Below are 18,143 nucleotides of genomic sequence, written 5' to 3' on the forward strand. Positions count from 1 at the left end.
TCCTCTGCCGGCGATGTTCTCATAACGACATGGCAAGCCACGCGCTTGACTAAACTCAGCCGACGTCAAACCGCCTGTCCCCGATATGCCCTGCGAGGTTGCCTCGTGGCTGATGACTCAAACGACACCGCGACCGATGTCGAACCCGACTACCGGTTCACCCTTGCCAACGAGCGGACCTTCCTGGCCTGGCAGCGCACCGCTCTAGGCCTGCTGGCCGCGGCGGTCGCCCTGGTGCAGCTCGTCCCGGAACTGACGATCCCCGGCGCACGCCAGGTGCTCGGTGTGGTGCTCGCGATTTTGGCAATCCTCACCAGCGGAATGGGTCTGCTGCGCTGGCAGCAGGCGGATCGCGCCATGCGCCGGCACCTGCCATTGCCCCGTCACCCCACACCGGGCTACCTCGCGGTGGGGCTCTGCGTGGTCGGGGTCGTCGCGCTCGCATTGGTGGTAGCCAAGGCGATCACCGGGTGAACCGTCACTCGACGGCAGCGAGCGATCGCGGGCTGCAGGCCGAACGGACGACGCTGGCCTGGACCCGGACGGCCTTTGCGTTGCTGGTCAACGGCGTGTTGCTGACGCTCAAGGACACGCAAGGCGCCGACGGGCCGGCTGGGCTGATCCCGGCCGGCCTAGCTGGTGCTGCGGCCTCGTGCTGCTATGTGATCGCTCTACAACGCCAACGAGCACTTTCGCACCGCCCGCTACCGGCACGAATCACTCCCCGCGGCCAGGTCCACATCCTCGCGACAGCGGTGCTGGTGCTTATGGTCGTCACCGCCTTTGCTCAACTGCTCTAGCGCGGCGAACAGACGCAAAAGCCCCCGCACGCACGGAGTGTCGGGGGCTTTTGCGTCTACTCGCCAAATGCGATCGTGGCCGATGGCGGCGCGGACCTTCCTGTAAATTGCCGGAATTCACGATTTTGTGCGGCTAGACCAACGCCGGGAGCCAGCGTGCCTGCGAGGATAGGAGCGCCTCGGCCGATCCGCCGGCGCAGCCGTTCGGTCACAACGGATCTGACCTGCTCAGCCTGCAAGTCAACCACAAGACCGGTCCAGGCTGATACGCAAAATATGTGAGTGTACCCGCCGCCACAGCGGCAGCAGCTGGATCCCCCTTTTGGTGGACACGAGATCCACCCAATAGGCTGGGCCGATCGGGCGATAGACATTGTCAGTTCGTGCCGGCACCCTGATCACTGACCTCAACACCGAGCGTCGACCCCGTCCCTATGGTCCAAGGAAAACAATGTCATACGTGGCTGCCGAACCAGGCGTGCTGATCTCGCCGACGGACGACTTGCAGAGCCCCCGGTCAGCCCCGGCAGCGCATGACGAAAATGCGGACGGCATAACAGGCGGGACCAGAGACGACTCTGCTCCCAACTCACGGTTTCAGCTAGGCAGGCGCATTCCGGAAGCCACCGCCCAGGAAGGGTTTCTGGTTCGGCCATTCACCCAACAATGTCAGATCATCCACACCGAAGGAGATCATGCTGTTATCGGGGTATCCCCGGGGAACAGTTACTTCTCCCGCCAGCGCCTACGGGATCTCGGGCTTTGGGGTCTCACGAATTTTGATCGTGTGGACTTCGTCTACACCGATGTCCATGTCGCCGAGAGTTACGAAGCGCTAGGCGGTTCCGCAATCGAAGCCCGGCGCAAGGCGGTCAAAAACATCCGCGGCGTCCGCGCCAAGATCACCACCACGGTGAACGAACTCGATCCGGCCGGGGCCCGGCTGTGCGTTCGTCCGATGTCGGAGTTCCAGTCCAACGAGGCATACCGGGAGCTGCATGCGGACCTGCTCACGCGCCTGAAAGACGACGAGGACTTGCGCGCCGTCTGCCAGGACCTAGTGCGGCGCTTCCTGTCCACGAAAGTGGGTCCGCGGCAGGGGGGCGACGGCTACTCAAGAGCAGGTGTGCATGGACTACATTTGCGCCGAGGCCCCGCTATTCCTCGACACACCTGCGATTCTCGGAGTGCCGTCGTCGTTGAATTGCTACCACCAATCACTGCCCCTCGCCGAAATGCTCTACGCCCGAGGATCGGGACTACGGGCATCGCGCAATCAAGGCCACGCCATTGTTACCCCTGATGGGAGCCCCGCCGAATGACCGCGACCGTTCTGCTCGAGGTCCCGTTCTCTGCACGTGGGGATCGGATTCCTGACGCCGTCGCAGAATTACGAACCCGCGAGCCTATCCGCAAGGTACGGACCATTACCGGCGCCGAAGCCTGGCTCGTCTCCTCGTATGCACTGTGCACACAGGTGCTCGAGGATCGGCGTTTTTCCATGAAGGAAACCGCCGCTGCCGGCGCCCCCCGCCTGAACGCGCTGACTGTTCCACCCGAAGTGGTCAACAACATGGGAAACATCGCCGACGCGGGACTGCGCAAGGCGGTGATGAAAGCGATCACACCCAAGGCACCCGGGTTGGAGCAATTCCTACGAGACACCGCGAACTCGCTGCTGGACAACCTGATTACCGAGGGCGCACCAGCCGATCTGCGCAATGACTTCGCCGACCCGCTGGCCACTGCCCTGCACTGCAAGGTTCTGGGCATCCCGCAAGAAGACGGCCCGAAGCTGTTCCGTAGCTTGAGTATCGCTTTCATGAGTTCGGCCGACCCGATCCCCGCCGCGAAGATCAACTGGGATCGCGACATCGAATACATGGCCGGAATTCTGGAAAACCCAAACATCACGACCGGCCTCATGGGTGAGCTCAGCCGCCTCCGGAAAGATCCCGCCTACTCGCACGTCTCCGACGAACTATTCGCGACCATCGGCGTCACTTTCTTCGGTGCCGGCGTCATCTCAACCGGCAGCTTCCTCACCACCGCGCTGATATCGCTGATACAACGCCCGCAACTTCGGAACTTGTTGCACGAGAAGCCGGAACTGATCCCGGCCGGTGTAGAGGAACTGCTGCGGATCAATCTCTCCTTCGCCGACGGGTTACCGCGCCTGGCCACCGCCGACATCCAGGTCGGCGACGTGCTGGTCCGCAAGGGGGAGCTGGTGCTGGTGCTGCTCGAGGGCGCCAACTTCGATCCCGAGCACTTCCCTAACCCGGGCAGCATCGAACTCGACCGGCCCAACCCCACCTCGCACCTCGCGTTCGGCCGCGGCCAACACTTCTGTCCTGGATCAGCTCTCGGTCGCCGCCACGCACAGATCGGCATCGAAGCGCTGTTGAAAAAGATGCCCGGCGTCGACCTGGCTGTGCCCATCGACCAATTGGTCTGGCGCACCCGATTCCAAAGACGCATCCCCGAACGCCTTCCGGTGCTCTGGTAGGCTTCCGGAAACTCACCCGAGCCATCACCGCAAGATTTGGCAAGCGTTGGGACAGAACAATTTCGACCTTGCACCGGCCGAAGGCGCTGCCTTCTACCGAATAAAAGTACGGGCCTCCCCCAAACTCCGAAATCGTCAGTACCGCACGCAATTCAAATGAACCGCACCCTGACAGCGAGCGACGTTAATGACGCCATTGTTGGGCCGCCAGCGGCGAGTCCACAAGTACCGCATCGAGTCCGATTTTGTGAGCCAGGCGGTAGTCGTCGACAGTTTTCACCGCGAAACCCATGACCTTCATGCCGGACTGCGATCTGAAACAGTCGACCGAGGCCTCGTCCCACAACTCGGCATTCACCGCGGAGATACCGGACCCCAACGTGAATTCTTCGGTGACGGTGACATCGCGATGCAACTCGAATCCGGCCCACTTCCCAGGATCCGGCTGCGGATCACAGTGATGGTTCAATGCCATGTTGAAAAGGCGCTGGCGGGTCACGTCACGACTTTCGGCGACCTGCAGTCCCTCCTGCCGCGAGGCTGCAGCCGTGATGTCAGCGTTGGTGGAATATACGATCGACCGCCCGGCAGCACCAGTCCTGGTCAACACCTGCGCGACCGCTGAGACCAGCGGCTGTGGCGGAGTCTGCTTGAGGTCTAGAAACAGAGTCATATCGGGCGGAGTCGCGCCAATGGCTTGCTCCAGTGTCGGTATCGGGGTCGCCCGTTGCCGGTAGGGATGGCCCTCGACGCCCGGCGTGGTGAAATTCCATCCCGCGTTGAGCTGCTGGAGTTGCTGAACCGTCTTCGAATTCACCGGGCCGGCGCCGTCGGTCAACGTTGCCAGATCGGACGGACGATACAGCACCGGCACGCCATCGCTGCTGACCTGGACGGTCAGCCACATGCCATCCACACCAGCTGCGACTGCGTTGGTAATCGCCAGAACGGTGTTCTCGGGAAAATCGCGCGTACCCGCGCGATGCGCGACAATCATCGGGTCGTCAGTCTGGCCCAGCGGCAAAGCATCCGCCACACCGCAAGTCCCTCCCAAGGCGATCACCAGCGCCACCGCGCCCAACATAGCCGTCTTCACCATCGGTCCCCTTCAGGCTTTCCCCACCGTAGAAACGTGCGCAATGCGCGGCGCACAGTATCGAACCGTACCGCTGAGAGCCAACCACGATGATTTGCCCGCACCGGCAGCGATAAAGTAAGTCGCGGTCGGGCACGCAGCGCAGCGTTGGAAAGTGAGGCCTCCGATGAGTGAAATGACAGCTCGGTTTTCCGAAATCGTCGGGAACGCCAATTTGCTGACCGGCGACGCAATCCCCGAGGACTACGCACACGACGAAGAGTTGACGGGGCCGCCGCAGAAGCCAGCCTATGCCGCCAAGCCGGCCACCCCCGAAGAGGTTGCCCAACTGCTGAAGGCCGCCTCTGAAAACGGTGTGCCGGTGACGGCCCGCGGGTCCGGGTGCGGCTTGTCGGGGGCCGCACGACCAGTCGAGGGTGGGCTGCTGATCTCGTTCGACCGGATGAACAAGGTCCTCGAGGTCGACACCGCCAACCAAGTCGCCGTCGTGCAGCCCGGGGTGGCGTTGACCGACCTGGACGCCGCTACCGCCGATACCGGGCTGCGGTACACGGTTTACCCGGGCGAGCTGTCCTCCAGCGTCGGCGGGAATGTCGGAACCAACGCCGGCGGGATGCGCGCGGTCAAGTACGGAGTGGCCCGCCATAACGTGCTCGGGTTGCAAGCGGTATTGCCCACCGGCGAGATCATCCGAACCGGCGGCAGGATGGCCAAGGTGTCCACCGGCTACGACCTCACCCAGCTGATCATCGGCTCGGAGGGCACCCTGGCCTTGGTCACCGAGGTGATCGTCAAGCTGCATCCGCGGCTCGACCACAACGCCAGCGTGCTCGCCCCGTTCGCCGACTTCGACCAAGTCATGGCGGCGGTGCCCAAGATCCTCGCCAGCGGCCTGGCACCTGACATCCTGGAGTACATTGACAACACTTCGATGGCCGCACTCATCTCCACTCAGAACCTGGAGCTAGGTATTCCGGACCAGATCCGCGACAGCTGCGAAGCTTATCTCCTTGTGGCGCTTGAGAACCGCATCGCCGACCGACTGTTCGAGGACATTCAGACGGTGGGTGAAATGCTCATGGAATTGGGAGCGGTGGACGCCTACGTGCTCGAAGGAGGCTCGGCGCGCAAGCTGATCGAGGCCCGCGAGAAGGCATTCTGGGCGGCAAAAGCACTCGGCGCCGACGACATCATCGACCCCGTCGTCCCACGCGCGTCGATGCCAAAATTCCTGAGCACCGCGCGCGGTCTGGCGGCGGCAGCGGACGGTGCCGCGGTCGGTTGCGGGCACGCCGGCGACGGCAACGTACACATGGCCATCGCGTGCAAGGATCCGGAGAAAAAGAAGAAGCTCATGACCGACATCTTTGCTCTCGCAATGGAATTGGGTGGCGCGATCTCTGGCGAACACGGCGTCGGCCGGGCCAAAACCGGCTATTTCCTCGAGCTGGAAGACCCGGTCAAGATCAGCCTCATGCGCCGTATCAAGCAGAGCTTCGATCCGGCGGGCATCCTCAACCCAGGCGTTGTCTTCGGAGACACCTGAGCACGGACAAGAGCCGGCCGGACCAAGGCCGGTCATCGGCCGGCCAACAGGCCTGCAAGTCTCGAGCGCAACATCTTCGTGGACAGCTCGGTCCGCCGGTCGTCAAAGCCGATTTCCCCGCATCTGTCCGGTCAGTCCGATGCAGCGTCGGTCACCGTTATTCATCCGGCGTTTACCCGTTGCTAGCCGCCATGACGTAGCCTGCTGACGCTCGATCGCCAACACAAGCCGACATGAGCGACAATGCCAAACACCACAGGGATGGGCATTTGGTGGCTAGCGGACTTCAGGATCGCGCAGCGCGCACACCGCAACACGAGGGCTTCCTCGGGCCGGACCGACCATGGCACCTGTCGTTCAGTCTGCTGCTGGCGGGTTCTTTCGTGCTGTTCTCGTGGTGGGCATTCGACTACGCAGGGTCCGGCGCGAACAAAGTCATCCTGGTGCTCGCCACCGTCGTCGGCATGTTCATGGCCTTCAACGTCGGCGGCAATGATGTCGCCAACTCGTTTGGCACCAGCGTCGGCGCGGGCACGTTGACCATGAAACAGGCGCTTCTGGTCGCGGCGATCTTCGAGGTCAGCGGCGCGGTGATCGCCGGCGGCGACGTCACCGAGACCATCCGCAGCGGCATCGTTGATCTGTCCGGGGTGTCCGTCGACCCACGCGACTTCATGAACATCATGCTGTCGGCGCTATCGGCAGCCGCGCTCTGGCTGCTGTTTGCTAACCGTATGGGGTATCCGGTGTCGACCACACACTCGATCATCGGCGGCATCGTCGGCGCGGCGATCGCGCTGGGGATGGTGAGCGGCCAGGGCGGTGCCGCACTCAGGATGGTCCAGTGGGATCAAATCGGCCAGATCGTGGTGTCCTGGGTGCTGTCGCCGGTGTTGGGCGGCTTGGTGTCGTACCTGCTCTACGGCGTCATCAAACGGCACATCCTGCTGTACAACGAACAGGCCGAACGACGGCTAACAGAAATTAAGAAAGAGCGCATCGCACACCGCGAGCGCCACAAGGCGGCGTTCGACCGGCTCACCGAGATCCAGCAGATCGCCTATACCGGCGCCCTGGCGCGCGACGCCGTCGCGGCAAACCGCAAGGACTTTGATCCCGACGAACTGGAATCCGATTACTACCGCGAGCTACACGAAATCGACGCCAAGACATCGTCGGTCGACGCGTTCCGGGCCCTGCAGAACTGGGTTCCGCTGGTCGCCGCCGCCGGATCCATGATCATTGTCGCGATGCTGCTGTTCAAGGGGTTCAAGCACATGCACTTGGGCCTTACCACGATGAATAACTACTTCATCATCGCGATGGTCGGTGCAGCGGTGTGGATGGCCACCTTTATTTTCGCCAAGACACTTCGGGGCGAATCACTTTCACGGTCAACGTTTTTGATGTTCAGCTGGATGCAGGTCTTTACGGCCTCGGGCTTCGCCTTCAGCCACGGCAGCAATGACATTGCCAACGCCATCGGGCCGTTCGCGGCAATCCTGGATGTGCTGCGCACGGGCGCCATTGAAGGCAACGCAGCGGTGCCTGCCGCGGCCATGGTAACGTTCGGCGTCGCGTTGTGCGCGGGGTTGTGGTTCATTGGACGACGGGTGATCGCCACCGTTGGACACAACCTCACCACGATGCACCCGGCATCGGGGTTTGCTGCCGAATTGTCGGCCGCCGGGGTGGTCATGGGAGCCACGGTCCTGGGTCTTCCGGTTTCCAGCACGCACATTCTTATCGGCGCCGTCCTCGGCGTCGGCATCGTAAACCGGTCCACCAACTGGGGACTGATGAAACCGATCGTGCTAGCGTGGGTCATCACGCTGCCTTCGGCGGCGATCCTCGCCTCGGTCGGTCTTGTCGCGCTACGCGCGATTTTCTGACGACGCCGGGTCCATCAACCCCAGCGCAACCTCCGCGAGCAGTCGCTAAAGCCCCCGACACGCCGTGCGTGCGGGGGCTTATGCGACTGCTCGCCGGACGGAGGTCCTACGTGCTGCGGGAAGTGATGTGGCTGAGCAGGTCTCGTATCGCACCCGCCGGCGGGGTGCGCCCACCGACCCAGATGGCTCGAAGCTGGCGCCGCAGGTTCAACGCGGGGATGTCGACCGCGAGTAATCGACCGAACGCCAGGTCATCGGCTATCGCTAGCCGGCTCATCGCAGCCGGTCCAGCGCCGGCCAAGACCGCGGCCCGCACGGCCGCAGCCGATGATAATTCCAGCACCGGTGGCGCTTGCTGCATGTCCTCCCCGAGCGTGTCACGTAACGCCGCGGTGAGTGAATCGCGGATGCCAGAGTTCGGTTCGCGAGTCACCAAAGGCGTCTGAGCGAGCTCCCGGGCGCTCACTACTCGTGACCGTCGGGCCCACTTGTGACCCGGCGGCACGACGACGACCAGTTCGTCGCGTGCAACCACAACGCTGCCTAATCCCGTGGGAGGACAGGGGTTTTCGATGAATCCAAGATCTGCGATGCCGTCACGAACGGCTGCGATCGCATGCTCGCTATTGGTGGCGGTCAGGATTACCTCAGGGACAGTACCACCGCGGCGCATGTCGGCGGCCCGCAAGGACAGCATCCAATGCGGCATCAGCTGTTCGGCTATCGTCTGGCTGGCCACCACTCTGATGCGCTGGCGGCCTTCGGTGCGCAGCGAGCCGAGGCCGGCATCGATCTCGTCGGCGACTTCGAGCAAGCGGGCCGCCCATTCGGCGACGACGATGCCGGCAGGCGTGAGTTGGGAGCCACGTGTCGTCCGGATGGCCAATCGCACCCCGATCTGGGCCTCCATCGATGCGAGCCGCCTTGACACAGCTTGTTGAGTCAACCCGAGTTCGCGTGCGGCGCCGCCAAGACTGCCGGCCTCAGCGATGGCCAGAAAGATTTCGAAGCAGGTGAGTCCGGGCATACGAGAGCTGAGCGGCATGCCTGATCAAATCACAACCAATGGTTGTTCCCAACAACATTCAGACCCCTAGTGACGACGGCCCATGCTCGAAAAATGCCCCCACGCGAGCGTCGACTGCGGTGCCTCGAAAATCGGCATCACCGACAACGACCCCGCGACCGCCACCAACCGCAGGCTGGCGAGCACAATTCGCAAGCCGCCGATCGAGCACGCGGCCGGGCCCTTAGGGTCCACATCACGCGCTGGCCACCGTTCGTACGGCGGGGTGGCCTCGTAAGGTAACCACATGGGCGCTCCTCGACTCATCCACGTCATCCGGCAAATCGGGGCCTTGGTGGTAGCGGCAGTGACCGCCGCCGCCACGATCAACGCATATAGGCCGCTGGCGCGCAACGGATTCGCATCGCTGTGGTCGTGGTTTATTGGCCTGGTGGTTACCGAGTTTCCGTTACCGACGCTGGCGAGCCAGCTCGGCGGGCTGGTGTTGACAGCCCAACGCCTGACCCGGCCAGTGCGGGCGGTCTCCTGGCTGGTAGCGGCCTTCTCGGCGCTGGGGCTGCTGAACCTCAGTCGCGCAGGCCGTCAGGCCGATGCCCAGCTCACCGCCGCATTAGACAGCGGCCTGGGGCCCGATCGCCGCACCGCCTCGGCCGGTCTGTGGCGCCGCCCAGCCGGCGGTGGTACCGCCAAGACCCCCGGGCCGCTGCGCATGCTGCGGATCTACCGCGATTACGCACACGATGGCGACATCAGCTACGGCGAATACGGCAGGGCCAACCACCTCGATATCTGGCGACGTCCCGATCTAGATCTGACCGGAACAGCGCCCGTGCTGTTTCAGATCCCCGGCGGTGCATGGACCACCGGAAACAAACGCGGACAGGCGCATCCACTGATGAGCCACCTCGCCGAGCTAGGCTGGATCTGCGTGGCGATCAACTACCGACACAGCCCGCGCAACACCTGGCCGGATCACATCATCGACGTCAAGCGCGCCCTGGCGTGGGTCAAGGCGCACATCAGCGAATACGGCGGCGATCCGGACTTCATCGCCATCACCGGTGGTTCGGCCGGCGGCCACCTGTCGTCACTGGCCGCGCTAACGCCGAATGACCCACGATTCCAACCGGGATTCGAAGAGGCGGACACCCGGGTGCAGGCAGCCGTGCCGTTCTACGGCGTCTATGACTTCACTCGTCTGCAGGACGCGATGCACCCGATGATGCTGCCGCTGCTGGAGCGAATGGTGGTCAAACAACCGCGCACGGCGAACATGCAGTCCTACCTCGACGCCTCACCGGTCACCCACATTTCCGCCGACGCTCCCCCATTCTTTGTGCTACACGGCCGCAACGACTCGCTGGTTCCCGTACAGCAGGCGCGTGGCTTCGTCGATCAGCTGCGGCAAGTCAGCAAGCAGCCGGTGGTATACGCCGAATTGCCCTTTACCCAGCACGCTTTCGACCTGCTCGGCTCGGCACGTGCGGCACACACGGCGATCGCCGTGGAGCAATTCCTGGCCGAGGTCTACGCAACGCAACACGCGGGCAGTGAGCCGGGCCCCGCGGTTGCGATCCCATAGCTTTTGGGGTTGAGGTCGCTAGGGTTGGCCTTGTGAAGCTGCTCAGCCCGCTGGATCAGATGTTCGCGCGCATGGAGGCGCCGCGCACGCCAATGCACATCGGCGCGTTTGCGGTCTTCGACCTGCCTAAGGGAGCACCGCGCAGGTTCATCCGCGACCTGTACGAGGCGATCTCACAACTGGCGTTCCTGCCCTTCCCGTTCGACAGCGTGATCGCCGGCGGCGCGTCGATGGCGTACTGGAGGCAGGTGCAGCCCGATCCGAGCTACCACGTCCGCTTGTCCGCCCTACCTTATCCGGGGACCGGCCGCGATCTCGGCGCGTTGGTCGAGCGGCTGCATTCGACCCCACTTGACATGGCCAAGCCGCTATGGGAGTTGCACCTCATCGAGGGGCTAACCGGCCGTCAGTTCGCCATGTACTTCAAGGCCCACCACTGCGCGGTCGACGGATTGGGTGGGGTGAACCTGATCAAGAGCTGGCTCACCACCGATCCCGAGGCACCCCCAGGCTCGGGCAAGCCCGAGCCGTTCGGCGATGACTACGACTTGGCCAGCGTGTTGGCCGCCGCCACGACGAAGCGGGCGGTCGAGGGCGTTTCCGCGGTCAGCGAACTGGCCGGAAGGCTATCCAGCATGGTGCTGGGCGCCAACAGCTCGGTGCGGGCGGCCCTCACCACCCCGCGTACCCCGTTTAACACCCGCGTCAACCGGCATCGACGGCTAGCGGTGCAAGTGCTGAAACTGCCGCGCCTCAAGGCAGTGGCCCACGCCACCGACTGCACCGTCAACGACGTGATCCTGGCGTCTGTCGGCGGGGCTTGCCGACGCTACCTGCAGGAGCTGGGCGACCTGCCGACGAACACCCTGACCGCCTCGGTGCCGGTCGGCTTCGAGCGCGACGCAGACACGGTCAACGCCGCCTCGGGTTTCGTCGCGCCGCTGGGCACCTCGATCGAAGACCCGGTTGCGCGGCTGACCACAATCTCGGCGTCGACCACCCGCGGCAAGGCCGAACTGCTGGCGATGTCACCAAATGCCTTGCAGCACTACTCCGTATTCGGCTTGCTGCCGATCGCGGTGGGGCAGAAGACCGGCGCACTCGGGGTGATTCCACCGCTGTTCAACTTCACCGTCTCCAATGTGGTGCTCTCGAAGGACCCGTTGTATCTTTCGGGCGCCAAGCTGGATGTGATTGTTCCGATGTCGTTCCTGTGTGACGGCTATGGCCTCAACGTGACGCTGGTCGGCTACACGGACAAGGTCGTCCTCGGCTTTCTGGGCTGCCGTGACACCTTGCCGCATCTGCAGCGGCTAGCGCAGTACACCGGCGCGGCATTCGAGGAACTCGAGACCGCCGCCTTGCCATAGCGACCAAACGACGACAACGCTCCGCCCATCGCCGGCAGTACCCGCCAATCACCACGGTGTAGCCGCTCAGGAGCGGCCCGCCAGCCGGTCGATATCAACGATCTCCCCGCGATTGATGCTCACCCAATCGCGCCCATCGAGGTAGGGGCGTAGCTGCTGGGCAATGAGTTCAACATCGGCTGGTGACTTCGGTCGCTGAAGTTCGTAGACGTGCGGCAGCCCCGCCATGCCCGTGACGACGCTCCACAGGTTCAGGGCGGCCGGTCCAGCAGGCGGGTCCACCAGCACCGGCCCAAAAAGGCATTGTCCGTCCAAAAAGAGCGTCGGCACGCCGTATCCGCCCGCGGCGACAACCCGTTGGTGGTCGGCGCGGACGTCGTCGTGGGTCGTCGGATCATCCAGCGCCGCGTCCAAAATCGCCGCATTGACGCCGACGTCGCACAGTAGGCGTCGCGCCACCGCGGGATCATGCGGTTTGCCGCCCAGGGTGTGCAGCTCATGACCGATCGCTGCATACCACCGATCAAGCAACGACATGTTCGTTCGACGCAGCAGCGCACCGATCCGCATCAACGACCAGCCATAGGACCAGTCTCGCTCCCACGGGTGCTTCTTGCCCGCTACCAGGTTGATCTCCTCGAGGCTGAAAAACCGCCAGTTGATCGTGATTCCCAATTGCGCGCGCACATCACGGATCCACACCGAGGTCTGATAGGCGAACGGGCACAAAGGGTCAAAGTGGAAATCCACGGTGGTCATCAGACCTGAGTCCTCCAGCTGATCGAGTCGACACCTCGATGACATTGTGCCGTGCGCCACGTTGTCAGCGGACTGAGTCGACCCAACATCTCGCGGTGTTCGCCAGGGTGCCGAAACAGGTCAACGCGGCGGTATGAATGGTCGACGCACCATAGGCGAGGATGGGCTGGTGTTCGGGCTCGTCGTTATCGTTGCGCTGGTCGCCGCCGTGGTCGTGGGGACCGTCCTGGGCCACCGCTATCGCGTGGGCCCTCCAGTGTTGCTCATCCTGTCCGGTTCCCTGCTGGGTCTGATTCCCCGTTTCGGTGACGTTCAGATCGATGGCGAGGTGGTGCTGCTGCTGTTCCTGCCGGCGATCCTTTATTGGGAGAGCATGAACACCAGCTTTCGCGAGATCCGCTGGAACCTGCGCGTCATCGTCATGTTCAGTATCGGGCTGGTGATTGCCACCGCGGTCGCGGTGTCGTGGACGGCACGAGCGCTGGGCATGGAGTCCCACGCCGCGGCTGTCCTCGGTGCCGTGCTCTCCCCCACCGATGCCGCGGCGGTGGCCGGCCTGGCGAAACGGTTGCCGCGCCGGGCGCTGACAGTGCTACGCGGCGAGAGCCTCATCAACGACGGGACCGCGCTCGTGCTGTTCGCCGTCACCGTGGCGGTCGCGGAAGGTGCCGCTGGGATCGGCCCGGCCGCGCTGGTCGGCCGGTTCGTCGTCTCCTATCTCGGCGGAATCATGGCCGGGCTGCTGGTCGGCGGCCTGGTGACATTGCTACGCCGCAGAATCGACGCACCATTGGAGGAGGGAGCCCTGAGCTTGCTGACGCCGTTCGCAGCGTTCTTGCTCGCTCAATCTCTGAAGTGCAGCGGTGTGGTTGCGGTGCTGGTTTCGGCCCTGGTCCTCACCTACGTTGGTCCGACGGTGATACGCGCTCGTTCCCGCCTGCAGGCGCATGCGTTTTGGGACATCGCCACGTTCCTGATCAACGGCTCGTTGTGGGTGTTTGTCGGCGTCCAGATCCCGGGCGCGATAGACCACATCGCCGGCGAGGACGGGGGACTACCACGGGCCACAGTCCTGGCCCTGGCGGTGACGGGTGTCGTTATCGCCACCCGGATCGCCTGGGTACAGGCAACCACGGTCCTGGGTCACACCGTGGACCGGGTCCTGAAGAAGCCCACCCGCCACGTCGGCTTCCGTCAGCGTTGCGTCACAAGCTGGGCCGGTTTCCGCGGCGCGGTATCGCTTGCCGCAGCGCTGGCGGTGCCGATGACCACCAATAGCGGCGCTCCATTCCCAGACCGCAACCTGATCATCTTCGTCGTCTCGGTCGTCATTCTGGTCACCGTGCTGGTCCAAGGGACTTCCTTGCCCACCGTCGTTCGGTGGGCGAGGATGCCCGAAGACGTCGCGCACGCCAACGAATTGCAGCTGGCCCGCACCCGTAGCGCCCAAGCCGCCCTCGACGCTTTGCCGACGGTCGCCGACGAACTCGGGGTCGCCCCCGATCTCGTCAAACACCTGGAAAAGGAATACGAAGAACGCGCGGTGCTCGTCATGGCCGATGGCGCCGACTCCGCGACCAGCGATCTGGCCGAGCGCAACGATCTGGTCCGGCGCGTGCGTCTAGGCGTGCTGCAACACCAGCGGCAGGCCGTCACCACGTTGCGCAACCAAAACCTCATCGACGACATCGTGCTGCGCGAGCTGCAGGCGGCGATGGATCTAGAGGAAGTGCAACTCTTGGACCCCGCCGACGCCGAGTGAGCCGGCGCCGCCCGCTGATCGAACCAGCAACGGTTCAGGTTTTGGCCATTGCTTTCACAGACTCATTCAGCGTTTCATTGCACTGGCCGCAGCGCGAGCAGGGCTGCCGCACAGCGATCTTGGCGCCTATGCGAAGGTGGTGCGATGGTGATGTGGACGGGCGAAAGTTACTGCCACCGGCACGCCGCACTGGCACCCAACAGAGGAGGATCAGGCCCGCCGCACCCAGGGTCTACACGACCGGCGACATCCTGCGTGATCGGAAGGGCATAGCGCCATGGCAGGAACAACGCGAACCGGGCTGGGCGCCGTTCGGTTGGCTGCACGAGCCCTCGGGCGCAAGGTGCCCAAAAGCCGACGGGCAGTCAGTCTAAGTGTCTTGATAGGTGCGGTGATAGCAGCTCTTGCCGGGGCGCTGATTGCGGTAACCGTACCGGCGCGGCCGAATCGCCCTGAGGCCGACCGTGAAGCACTGTGGAAAATCGTGCACGACCGTTGCGAATTCGGCTATCGGCGTACCGGTGCGTACGCTCCCTGCACATTCGTGGATGAACAGTCTGGAACGGCGTTGTACAAAGCGGATTTTGATCCGTACCAGTTCCTTTTGATCCCGCTTGCTCGTATCACCGGAATCGAGGATCCCGCCCTACGGGAGTCAGCGGGTCGCAATTACCTCTACGACGCTTGGGCCGCACGGTTCCTCGTTACCGCGCGCCTGAACAACTCACTTCCAGAGTCAGACGTAGTCCTCACCATCAACCCGAAGAACGCGCGCACTCAGGATCAGCTGCACATCCACATATCGTGTTCGTCACCAACAACATCGGCAGCCCTGAGGAACGTGGATACCTCAGAGTACGTTGGCTGGAAGCAGCTCCCCATCGACCTCGGTGGTCGCAGGTTTCAAGGATTGGCGGTTGACACGAAGGCGTTCGAATCCAGGAACCTGTTCCGGGACATCTACCTGAAGGTAACCGCTGACGGCAAGAAAATGGAAAATGCATCGATTGCGGTTGCCAACGTAGCGCAGGACCAATTCCTGCTGCTCTTGGCAGAGGGAACTGAGGACCAGCCCGTTGCAGCCGAGACTCTCCAAGACCACGACTGCTCCATCACCAAGTCCTGATAGCACGATGCCAGCGGGCCACACGACAGGGCGCAGTGTGCGAACCTGACCCCGCCACGGCGGGCCGTTGATGGCATTTTGCTAGTGTCGGAGCGGCAATCCGCCTATATTTCTCCTCGCCTACCAGTGAGGGAGCCGGGCTTGACTGATCCGCGCCACACCGTTCGAATCGCTGTCGGAGCTACCGCGCTCGGCGTGTCGGCACTCGGGGCAACTCTGCCGGCCTGCTCCGCACACAGCGGGCCGGGTTCTCCCCCCAGTGCGCCGTCAGCTCCCGCGGCCGCGACCGTCATGGTAGAGGGACATACGCACACAATTTCCGGAGCGGTCGAGTGCCGCACCTCGCCAGCGGTAAGGACGGCGACGCCGTCGGAGTCGGGGACTCAAACTACACGGGTTAACGCACACGACGATTCGGCCTCGGTGACACTGTCCCTGTCCGACTCCACGCCCCCAGACGTCAATGGTTTTGGTATCTCCCTTAAAATCGGAAGCGTCGACTACCAGATGCCCTACCAGCCGGTTCAGTCCCCAACTCAGGTCGAAGCGACCAGGCAGGGCAAGAGTTACACACTGACCGGGACGGGTCACGCGGTGATCCCGGGCCAAACCGGCATGCGTGAGCTGCCGTTCGGGGTACATGTAACCTGTCCGTAACTACACTGATTGCGCGACAAGGGAATTAGCCGCGTTGGCAGGCAACACGGAGGTGACCGGTGCAAGCCCGTGGTCAGGTCCTGATCACCGCCGCGGAACTGGCTGGCATGATCCAGGCCGGCGATCCGGTGTCGATCCTGGATGTGCGCTGGCGGCTTGATGAACCTGACGGGCATGCGGCCTACCTACAGGGTCACCTGCCGGGAGCGGTATTTGTGTCACTCGAGGACGAACTGAGCGATCATACGATCGCCGGCCGGGGCCGGCACCCGCTGCCGTCGGGGGCTAGTCTGCAAGCCACCGTCCGCCGATGCGGAATCCGACACGATGTGCCGGTCGTGGTCTACGACGACTGGAATCGAGCCGGTTCCGCGCGAGCGTGGTGGGTGTTAACTGCGGCTGGGATCGCGAATGTACGCATTCTAGACGGCGGCTTGCCCGCGTGGCGGTCCGCAGGCGGCAGCATCGAGACCGGCCAGGTCAGCCCGCAGCTCGGGAATGTGACTGTGCTGCACGATGATTTGTATGCCGGACAGCGGCTAACCCTAACGGCGCAGCAAGCCGGTGCGGGTGGTGTGACGCTGCTCGATGCGCGCGTACCGGAACGTTTCCGCGGCGATGTCGAGCCCGTGGATGCGGTTGCCGGTCACATCCCCGGCGCCATCAACGTTCCCAGCGGTAGTGTCCTGGCCGACGACGGCACGTTCCTTGGCAATGGCGCCCTTAACGCACTGCTGTCCGACCACGGCATCGATCACGGTGGCCGCGTGGGTGTCTACTGCGGCTCGGGTGTCAGCGCAGCTGTCATCGTCGCGGCACTGGCAGTGATCGGCCAGGATGCGGCGCTGTTTCCAGGGTCATGGTCGGAGTGGAGTTCGGATCCGACCCGTCCCGTCGGCCGTGGCACTGCATAGTCAGACGCCGGCCCAGTTCTGCAGGAAGGCTTCGGTGACCCGGGCGGCGTTGTTGGCCGCAATCTGCTTGTAAACGAAGAACTGGACGGGGAAGCCCGGCAGATGCAGCGGGTCGCCGGGCCCGTCGGACATACCGCGAATTCCCAGGAACGGGACGCCGTGTGCATCGGCGACCGCCTGCGCGGCTGCCGTCTCCTGGTCAACCGCGTCGAAGCCGGGGTTCACCGTCGATACGATGTTCAGGTTGCTGATCAGAGCGTTCTTCAGCCAGGGTCCCGCCGCCTGGAAAAAGTTACCGGTATAGCCAAGTGAGCGATCGGGTGCACTACAGGGTTGGCAGCCAAAAACGCTGCCGCCGTTCGGGATGCAAGGAAAAGCCTGGCCGTTGTTCTTGTCGGAGCTAGACCCGTCACCGCCGACGAACAGTTGCGGCTGGCGCCCCAGGTGGTTCAACCGGACGACCGGAACGTTCCTGCACAGACAGACAGGATTGCCGAGCGTGTTGATGTTGTCCAGTACAACAGAAAGCGTCTGGGCAGTAGCCAGCATGCCGGGATCGACCCCACGGAATGTTGCCCCGTTGTCCAGGGTCCACCGTGCTGGTATTGCCACGTCCCCAATGCTGGTGCGGCCGGCACCACCGGCGACGCCCGAGAACATCACGGCGGCAATGGCAATGGAAGAAGCACAGGTAAAGCGTGCGAAGGCGGTCTCGGTGGTGTTGGTAGCGTTCACTAGGCCGATGCCGGTCATCGCCACAATCACCTTCTTGCCGCTGATCGAGCCCAGGTAGTAGCGACGACGGTCGGCGACCACCACCGGGTTGGCGTCCAGCGCGGTGTGCGCCAGCACCGCGTCGGCCTCAGCCGGAAACGCCGACAAGACCAGCGTGCGCTGTTCGCACGGGATCACATTTGCCACGTATCCGGGATCGGCCGCCGCCACGCCACAGCCCAGCGACAACGCGGCCGCCACCAAAAGACAGTGCCGCAAAGGCGCGCCCACAATCCCTTATCCCCAAAAATCGTGATTTGACATGGATGCCGGAACTCTCTGTCATTTAGCCGTGGCCGATTTGGGGCTTGGCCCTGATTTTCGCGCAC

20 protein-coding genes and 1 pseudogene are annotated in these 18,143 nt (G+C 63.6%); 14 read left to right on the forward strand and 7 right to left on the reverse strand.

Annotation, left to right across the window (positions count from 1 at the left end; all coding sequences use genetic code 11):
* Positions 1 to 105 precede the first annotated feature (105 nt).
* Positions 106 to 474 carry a YidH family protein gene (locus FF952_RS12030; protein WP_003411674.1) on the forward strand — a complete coding sequence of 123 codons (369 nt, stop codon included), beginning with the start codon at positions 106 to 108 and terminating at the stop codon, positions 472 to 474.
* Positions 471 to 800: a DUF202 domain-containing protein gene (locus FF952_RS12035; RefSeq protein WP_003411678.1), complete on the forward strand. Its 330-nt coding sequence runs from the start codon at positions 471 to 473 to the stop codon at positions 798 to 800. The genes FF952_RS12030 and FF952_RS12035 overlap by 4 nt, the downstream gene beginning before the upstream one ends.
* 56 nt (positions 801 to 856) lie before the next feature.
* Here the strand turns inward: FF952_RS12035 and FF952_RS12040 are convergent, their stop codons facing one another.
* On the reverse strand, positions 857 to 1,174 hold the full coding sequence (locus tag FF952_RS12040) for a toxin MazF8 (RefSeq protein ID WP_003903830.1): 318 nt from the start codon (positions 1,172 to 1,174) through the stop codon (positions 857 to 859).
* Between the two features lie 33 nt (positions 1,175 to 1,207).
* Positions 1,208 to 1,456 carry a type II toxin-antitoxin system antitoxin MazE8 gene (mazE8, locus tag FF952_RS12045; RefSeq protein WP_003903832.1) on the reverse strand — a complete coding sequence of 83 codons (249 nt, stop codon included), beginning with the start codon at positions 1,454 to 1,456 and terminating at the stop codon, positions 1,208 to 1,210.
* A 20-nt stretch (positions 1,457 to 1,476) separates the two neighbouring features.
* Here mazE8 and FF952_RS12050 point away from each other — a divergent pair.
* From FF952_RS12050 to cyp121, 3 genes and pseudogenes are all read left to right on the forward strand, one after another.
* Positions 1,477 to 1,830: pseudogene (locus tag FF952_RS12050) on the forward strand (tRNA-dependent cyclodipeptide synthase); the annotation flags it as partial.
* Between the two features lie 100 nt (positions 1,831 to 1,930).
* Positions 1,931 to 2,122 (forward strand): tRNA-dependent cyclodipeptide synthase, encoded by a 192-nt coding sequence (locus FF952_RS12055; protein ID WP_250575614.1) that lies wholly within the window; start codon positions 1,931 to 1,933, stop codon positions 2,120 to 2,122.
* Positions 2,119 to 3,309: a mycocyclosin synthase Cyp121 gene (gene cyp121, locus FF952_RS12060; RefSeq protein ID WP_003411685.1), complete on the forward strand. Its 1,191-nt coding sequence runs from the start codon at positions 2,119 to 2,121 to the stop codon at positions 3,307 to 3,309. The genes FF952_RS12055 and cyp121 overlap by 4 nt, the downstream gene beginning before the upstream one ends.
* 184 nt (positions 3,310 to 3,493) lie before the next feature.
* Here the strand turns inward: cyp121 and FF952_RS12065 are convergent, their stop codons facing one another.
* Positions 3,494 to 4,393 carry a glycerophosphodiester phosphodiesterase family protein gene (locus FF952_RS12065; RefSeq protein ID WP_003411688.1) on the reverse strand — a complete coding sequence of 300 codons (900 nt, stop codon included), beginning with the start codon at positions 4,391 to 4,393 and terminating at the stop codon, positions 3,494 to 3,496.
* Between the two features lie 178 nt (positions 4,394 to 4,571).
* Here FF952_RS12065 and FF952_RS12070 point away from each other — a divergent pair, with 178 nt between their 5' ends.
* A complete protein-coding gene (locus FF952_RS12070) occupies positions 4,572 to 5,951 on the forward strand; it encodes an FAD-binding oxidoreductase (protein ID WP_003904814.1) in 1,380 nt (459 codons plus the stop codon).
* Positions 5,952 to 6,184: 233 nt separating this feature from the next.
* Positions 6,185 to 7,843: an inorganic phosphate transporter gene (locus tag FF952_RS12075; protein WP_003411694.1), complete on the forward strand. Its 1,659-nt coding sequence runs from the start codon at positions 6,185 to 6,187 to the stop codon at positions 7,841 to 7,843.
* Positions 7,844 to 7,949: 106 nt separating this feature from the next.
* Here the strand turns inward: FF952_RS12075 and FF952_RS12080 are convergent, their stop codons facing one another.
* Both FF952_RS12080 and FF952_RS20990 read right to left on the reverse strand, forming a co-directional pair.
* Positions 7,950 to 8,888, reverse strand: coding sequence for a LysR family transcriptional regulator (locus FF952_RS12080; protein ID WP_003411696.1), 939 nt, complete (start codon positions 8,886 to 8,888; stop codon positions 7,950 to 7,952).
* Between the two features lie 48 nt (positions 8,889 to 8,936).
* Positions 8,937 to 9,158 (reverse strand): hypothetical protein, encoded by a 222-nt coding sequence (locus FF952_RS20990; RefSeq protein WP_015385286.1) that lies wholly within the window; start codon positions 9,156 to 9,158, stop codon positions 8,937 to 8,939.
* On the opposite strand from FF952_RS20990, the gene FF952_RS12090 reads away from it, so the two are divergent.
* Positions 9,157 to 10,452, forward strand: a complete 1,296-nt coding sequence (locus FF952_RS12090; RefSeq protein ID WP_003899248.1) for an alpha/beta hydrolase — start codon at positions 9,157 to 9,159, stop codon at positions 10,450 to 10,452. The two genes, FF952_RS20990 and FF952_RS12090, sit on opposite strands and share 2 nt — an antisense overlap.
* Positions 10,453 to 10,484: 32 nt before the next feature.
* Positions 10,485 to 11,822 carry a WS/DGAT/MGAT family O-acyltransferase gene (locus FF952_RS12095; RefSeq protein ID WP_003411704.1) on the forward strand — a complete coding sequence of 446 codons (1,338 nt, stop codon included), beginning with the start codon at positions 10,485 to 10,487 and terminating at the stop codon, positions 11,820 to 11,822.
* Positions 11,823 to 11,888: 66 nt separating this feature from the next.
* Here FF952_RS12095 and FF952_RS12100 read toward each other — a convergent pair whose 3' ends face one another.
* Entirely contained in the window at positions 11,889 to 12,581 is a 693-nt protein-coding gene (locus FF952_RS12100) for a mycothiol-dependent nitroreductase Rv2466c family protein (RefSeq protein WP_003411707.1), read from the reverse strand.
* A gap of 169 nt (positions 12,582 to 12,750) precedes the next feature.
* On the opposite strand from FF952_RS12100, the gene FF952_RS12105 reads away from it, so the two are divergent.
* The 5 genes from FF952_RS12105 (at position 12,751) to FF952_RS12125 (ending at position 17,040) form a co-directional block, all read left to right on the forward strand.
* Positions 12,751 to 14,343 carry a Na+/H+ antiporter gene (locus tag FF952_RS12105; protein WP_003916985.1) on the forward strand — a complete coding sequence of 531 codons (1,593 nt, stop codon included), beginning with the start codon at positions 12,751 to 12,753 and terminating at the stop codon, positions 14,341 to 14,343.
* Entirely contained in the window at positions 14,340 to 14,717 is a 378-nt protein-coding gene (locus FF952_RS12110) for a hypothetical protein (RefSeq protein ID WP_003900492.1), read from the forward strand. The genes FF952_RS12105 and FF952_RS12110 overlap by 4 nt, the downstream gene beginning before the upstream one ends.
* Positions 14,687 to 15,469, forward strand: a complete 783-nt coding sequence (locus FF952_RS12115; protein WP_003411717.1) for a CDP-diacylglycerol diphosphatase — start codon at positions 14,687 to 14,689, stop codon at positions 15,467 to 15,469. Before FF952_RS12110 ends, FF952_RS12115 begins: the two co-directional genes overlap by 31 nt.
* 141 nt (positions 15,470 to 15,610) lie before the next feature.
* Entirely contained in the window at positions 15,611 to 16,126 is a 516-nt protein-coding gene (locus FF952_RS12120) for a lipoprotein LpqH (RefSeq protein ID WP_003903835.1), read from the forward strand.
* 59 nt (positions 16,127 to 16,185) lie between these two features.
* On the forward strand, positions 16,186 to 17,040 hold the full coding sequence (locus tag FF952_RS12125; RefSeq protein ID WP_003411722.1) for a sulfurtransferase: 855 nt from the start codon (positions 16,186 to 16,188) through the stop codon (positions 17,038 to 17,040).
* On the opposite strand, the gene FF952_RS12130 is transcribed toward FF952_RS12125, so the two are convergent.
* The gene (locus FF952_RS12130) at positions 17,041 to 18,015 is read right to left on the reverse strand and encodes a 5'-methylthioadenosine/S-adenosylhomocysteine nucleosidase family protein (RefSeq protein ID WP_003901369.1); all 975 of its coding nucleotides are present in this window, start codon (positions 18,013 to 18,015) and stop codon (positions 17,041 to 17,043) included.
* Positions 18,016 to 18,143: the final 128 nt, after the last annotated feature.

This window comes from Mycobacterium tuberculosis complex sp. N0072, from assembly GCF_030323725.1.
Classification (GTDB): Bacteria; Actinomycetota; Actinomycetes; order Mycobacteriales; family Mycobacteriaceae; genus Mycobacterium; species Mycobacterium tuberculosis.

What these genes read in the sequence shown, in the direction of transcription:
- FF952_RS12055 (WP_250575614.1), top strand. Translation starts at nt 1,931, where the DNA reads ATGGACTACATTTGCGCCGAGGCCCCGCTATTCCTCGACACACCTGCG.
- FF952_RS12090 (WP_003899248.1), top strand. Translation starts at nt 9,157, where the DNA reads ATGGGCGCTCCTCGACTCATCCACGTCATCCGGCAAATCGGGGCCTTG.
- FF952_RS12075 (WP_003411694.1), top strand. Translation starts at nt 6,185, where the DNA reads ATGAGCGACAATGCCAAACACCACAGGGATGGGCATTTGGTGGCTAGC.
- FF952_RS12100 (WP_003411707.1), bottom strand. Translation starts at nt 12,581, where the DNA reads ATGACCACCGTGGATTTCCACTTTGACCCTTTGTGCCCGTTCGCCTAT.
- mazE8 (WP_003903832.1), bottom strand. Translation starts at nt 1,456, where the DNA reads ATGGCCGAACCAGAAACCCTTCCTGGGCGGTGGCTTCCGGAATGCGCC.
- FF952_RS20990 (WP_015385286.1), bottom strand. Translation starts at nt 9,158, where the DNA reads ATGTGGTTACCTTACGAGGCCACCCCGCCGTACGAACGGTGGCCAGCG.
- cyp121 (WP_003411685.1), top strand. Translation starts at nt 2,119, where the DNA reads ATGACCGCGACCGTTCTGCTCGAGGTCCCGTTCTCTGCACGTGGGGAT.
- FF952_RS12080 (WP_003411696.1), bottom strand. Translation starts at nt 8,888, where the DNA reads ATGCCGCTCAGCTCTCGTATGCCCGGACTCACCTGCTTCGAAATCTTT.
- FF952_RS12070 (WP_003904814.1), top strand. Translation starts at nt 4,572, where the DNA reads ATGAGTGAAATGACAGCTCGGTTTTCCGAAATCGTCGGGAACGCCAAT.
- FF952_RS12040 (WP_003903830.1), bottom strand. Translation starts at nt 1,174, where the DNA reads ATGTCTATCGCCCGATCGGCCCAGCCTATTGGGTGGATCTCGTGTCCA.
- FF952_RS12065 (WP_003411688.1), bottom strand. Translation starts at nt 4,393, where the DNA reads ATGTTGGGCGCGGTGGCGCTGGTGATCGCCTTGGGAGGGACTTGCGGT.